We start from the raw sequence: 3,832 nt of genomic DNA, 5'->3' as shown, positions 1-3,832 counted from the left end.
ACTCAGTTTTTGCGGCCGCCTTGTTTAAACCGAGTCGATGGGGTAGTGAGCAGTTGCCATTAAATATTGCTGGAGCGTATTGCGATTTCAATTATCAAGTTATGTATAACAACTCTGGTGTAATCTGTGTATTTACAGATAAAAGGCTATCACTGGTTAATTAGATAACTGCATTTAACAATCGCCACCAAAAACGCGCCCTTTGGGCGCTCGACTCGCAACAAGTTGCTCGCGTTTGTGGCGGGCGTTAAACGTCTATGACCTCAGCCCAGAAAGTTATGGTTAAAAACTGGGTCATCGGCTGCGTGTGGCTGGTGGCTTTCGCAGTGGTATTTCAGCTACCGCACGAGTATCGCCTGAAGACCGGTTTGGTCCTTGGGGTTTTGTTTTCGTTGTGGCCGTTGTTAAACCCTGAGATCAGGAATTGGAGAGGCTACGGAGCTGAGCAACAGTCGCTTGGGGATTTCATCGGTCGGCATGGCCTGCTGAAGCTGTGGATGGTTGGATATTGTGCGTTGGTTCTGCCATTTTTGATATATCGCATTGCCACGTTAGGTGGCGACAGCATCGGCAGTTACCTGCTTTGTTTTCTATTATTGGTCGGCCCACCTTTTCTGGTTTCCGAGTATGAGAGGTACCAGGCGGCAGGCTAAAAACGTTTAACAATTGTTTACAGCAAGCACTGCCTGCAACACACCAACAGCGTGATCGACTATCTGGCCCGGTATACCCGCCGCATTGCCATCAGCAATGCACGTCTGCAGCAGGTCGACGAACAGACAGTGACCCTCAGCTACAAGGATTACCGGCAAGCAGCGCGGAACAGGCAGATGGTCTTGAGCGGCGAAGAGTTCGTTCGGCATTTCTTGTTGCACATCTTGCCGAAAGGCTTGATGCGCGTGAGGCATTACGGCTTTCTTGCCAACCGCTGCCGGCGAACCCGGCTCGAACAGATCAATACAGCACTGCACGTGTTGCGTACTACGCAAACAGACGAGGTGACCGTTACCCATACGACCGCACCGCCACCAGTATGCAGCCAATGCAAGTGTCCGAACATGCGGGTCCATTGGGATCATTGCAGCGCAAGCAGTGCACGCCGCTGAGCGATTGCGACGACATTAAAGTCGAGCTGCCAGGGGGATCTGACTGCCTGAATGCGCGAGGCATTTGTGGTTCGAATATCACCTGGAGCGGCAGCAAGCAATTTGCAGACTGGGTCTCGGTGGCGGTGGCGACCCTCGACACACCGTTCTCGCCGAAAGGCATCAGGCAATCTCACACTGACTCCCGAGCCTGTTGGCTGGAATCCAGTCAGGGCACAGACGCCTGACCGGCTGACACGCTTGGCGCAGGTGACGTGCCGAGCCGTCCTCCGCCTGCGCCCTGCCCTTGCACCCGCACAGGAACGCCGGTATACAACCGGGTGTCCATACCCATGGCGTACCAAGATACAACTCACTTCAGGACACGGCTTTTTAACAATGACGTTCAGCTTCCAGGGCAGCAAGCCCCTATGATCAAGCACTGGTTCGGTATTTTCCGCGCAGCGGTACAAAACTGGCTTGATAGTCAGGCGTTTATCTATGCCGCAGCGCTAGCCTTTTTCACGGTGTTTTCCATTGCGCCGGTACTGGTTGTGGTGGTCGCCCTGGTGGGTCTGGTGCTGGGTGAGAGCGCGGTGCAGGGGCAACTGTTTGCGCAGCTGGAGGGCACCATAGGGCCGGAGGCGGCGGGGGTCATTCAGACCGCGGTGGCCAACTCGCAGATTGATCAGAGCGGCATCTGGCCGGCGCTGATCGGGATATTGGCCACTATCGTCGGTGCCACCACGGTGTTCGCCAAGATGCAGCAGTCGCTGAACCAGATCTGGGGCGTGGCGCCGCGGCCGTCGCGCAACAACCTGTGGCTGCTGGTGAAAAGCCGGTTGCTGTCACTCACCCTGATTCTCGCCATCGGGTTTATTCTGCTGGTGTCACTGATGCTGTCGGTCGCCTTCAGCGCGGTCATGGCCTTTGCTGACAGCTGGCTGCCGATTCCCGGCCCCGCCATGGTAGCCATGGAGTTTGCCCTGTCGCTCAGTTTGACCACCCTGCTGTTCGCGTCAATGTTCAAGATCCTGCCTGATGTACTGCTGTCCTGGCGCGATGTGCTGGTGGGCGCCTTTATTACGGCGATACTGTTTACCGTGGGCCGTTTTCTGATTGCCCTGTATCTGGCCTATTCCGCCACGGCATCGGCCTACGGCGCCGCCGGCTCACTGGCGCTGTTGCTGCTGTGGGTGAACTACTCTTCCATGATCTTGCTGTTTGGCGCGGCCTTTACCCGGGCGCATCTTGAAGGCCGCGGCAAGCACGTACGCCCCAAGCGCACAGCGGTGCGCGTGCAGCGGGAGCTGGTCGCCAAGGCGCCGCAGGACTGAGGAAAACGGAAAGCCCTTGGCCGCCTGGGGTATTTAGCAAGCGACGGCCAACGGATCACACCTGCTTATTTAGCTGCGATCACGCCCAATCGAGGGCGTATGTCACGTAAGTTACGCGTGGGGAGCCTTGATTGATGCCATATGCCCGCTGCATGTCGCTTCAACCAGCGCGCCCTGAACAATAATAAAAGACGGAGTACACACATGAAGAAAGGGATTATCGCGCTCATCGTGCTGCTGGGCCTGGCCGGCGGTGTTTTCTGGGCCACCGCCGATGACGATATGCGCCGGTTGGCGCTCAACCTGCCGACCGACAGCAATGTGCTGTTCTGGAGCAGCGATCAACGCGATGCGGCCTTTCGTGCCATGGACCGTTTGCCGGTACTGAGCGAGTCTCGCGTCATTCCCGCTGGCGGTGAGGTCTACCCGCTGCCCGAGGGTGAACCGCTGGATGTGGGTGTCGATGTCGATGCCTTCATGACCTCACAGCACGCTGCCGCGCTGGTGATCGTGCACAACGGCAAGGTCCGGCTGGAAAAGTACGGCTTGGACTTTGGCCCCGACGGACGCTGGACCAGCTTCTCGGTCGCCAAGTCGTTCACCTCGACTCTGGTCGGCGCGGCCATTCAGGACGGCTACATCAAGAGCGTCGACGATATGGTGTCGGACTACATTCCCGACCTGAAAGGCTCGGCCTACGACAACGTCACCATCAGACAATTGCTCACCATGACCTCGGGCGTCGCCTGGAACGAGGACTACGCTGACCCGCAATCCGACGTAGCCCTGTTCAACTCCCACAAGGCCGACCCAGGCGTTGACGTAACCGTCAGCTACATGCGCCAGTTGCCCGCCGAGGCCGAGCCGGGTACCAAGTGGGTGTACAAGACCGGTGAAACCAATCTGATCGGCGTGCTGGCCAGTTCTGCTGCCAACAAACCACTGGCCGAATACCTGTCCGAGAAGATCTGGATTCCCTTTGGCATGCAGCAGGACGCCAGCTGGATGCTGGGCTCCACCGATCATGAGATTGGCGGTTGCTGCGTGCAGGCAGCCACTCGCGATTACGCCCGCTTTGGTCTGTTCATGCTGGGCGGTGGCGTTGCCGGTGGTGAACAGGTGCTGCCGGATGGCTGGATTGCCGAGGCCACCACCAAGCAGGTGGACATCGGCCGCCCGGGTGCCGGTTACGGCTTCCAATGGTGGACGCTGGATGACGGTGCCTATATTGCCCAGGGCATCTTCGGCCAGGGCATCTTTATCGACCCCAACCGCCAACTAGTGATCGCCTCCAACGGCAACTGGCCGCAGGCGACCGACAGCCAGGGCGGCACGCAGAGCAAGGACCGCCTGGCCTTCTTCCGCCAGGTACAGCAGGCCATTGATGCCGAGGCGGCGCGCTAGGAGTAC

At 58.2% G+C, this 3,832-nt stretch carries 3 protein-coding genes and 1 pseudogene; all 4 read left to right on the top strand.

All coding sequences use genetic code 11. The annotated features are described in order from the left end of the window. The first annotated feature begins 257 nt into the window (after positions 1–257). Entirely contained in the window at positions 258–653 is a 396-nt protein-coding gene (locus tag CNQ84_RS19340) for a hypothetical protein (protein WP_096006417.1), read from the top strand. A 12-nt stretch (positions 654–665) separates the two neighbouring features. Continuing rightward, positions 666–1,125, top strand: a pseudogene (locus CNQ84_RS19335) (IS91 family transposase); the annotation flags it as partial. A gap of 391 nt (positions 1,126–1,516) precedes the next feature. After that, complete coding sequence (locus tag CNQ84_RS19330; protein ID WP_096006415.1) at positions 1,517–2,422, top strand: YihY/virulence factor BrkB family protein; 906 nt, start codon at positions 1,517–1,519, stop codon at positions 2,420–2,422. Positions 2,423–2,626: 204 nt separating this feature from the next. Beyond that, positions 2,627–3,826 carry a serine hydrolase domain-containing protein gene (locus CNQ84_RS19325; RefSeq protein WP_096006414.1) on the top strand — a complete coding sequence of 400 codons (1,200 nt, stop codon included), beginning with the start codon at positions 2,627–2,629 and terminating at the stop codon, positions 3,824–3,826. The last annotated feature ends 6 nt before the right edge of the window (positions 3,827–3,832 follow it).

Origin of the sequence: Pseudomonas abyssi (genome assembly GCF_002307495.1) — a bacterium.
Lineage (GTDB): Bacteria > Pseudomonadota > Gammaproteobacteria > Pseudomonadales > Pseudomonadaceae > Halopseudomonas > Halopseudomonas abyssi.
Note: the sequence above shows the minus strand (reverse complement) of the source record. Positions and strands in the feature narration are given on the sequence as shown.

Bases quoted from the DNA above. Each gene is read 5' to 3' on its own strand.
- CNQ84_RS19340 (WP_096006417.1), top strand. From the start codon at position 258: ATGACCTCAGCCCAGAAAGTTATGGTTAAAAACTGGGTCATCGGCTGC.
- CNQ84_RS19330 (WP_096006415.1), top strand. From the start codon at position 1,517: ATGATCAAGCACTGGTTCGGTATTTTCCGCGCAGCGGTACAAAACTGG.
- CNQ84_RS19325 (WP_096006414.1), top strand. From the start codon at position 2,627: ATGAAGAAAGGGATTATCGCGCTCATCGTGCTGCTGGGCCTGGCCGGC.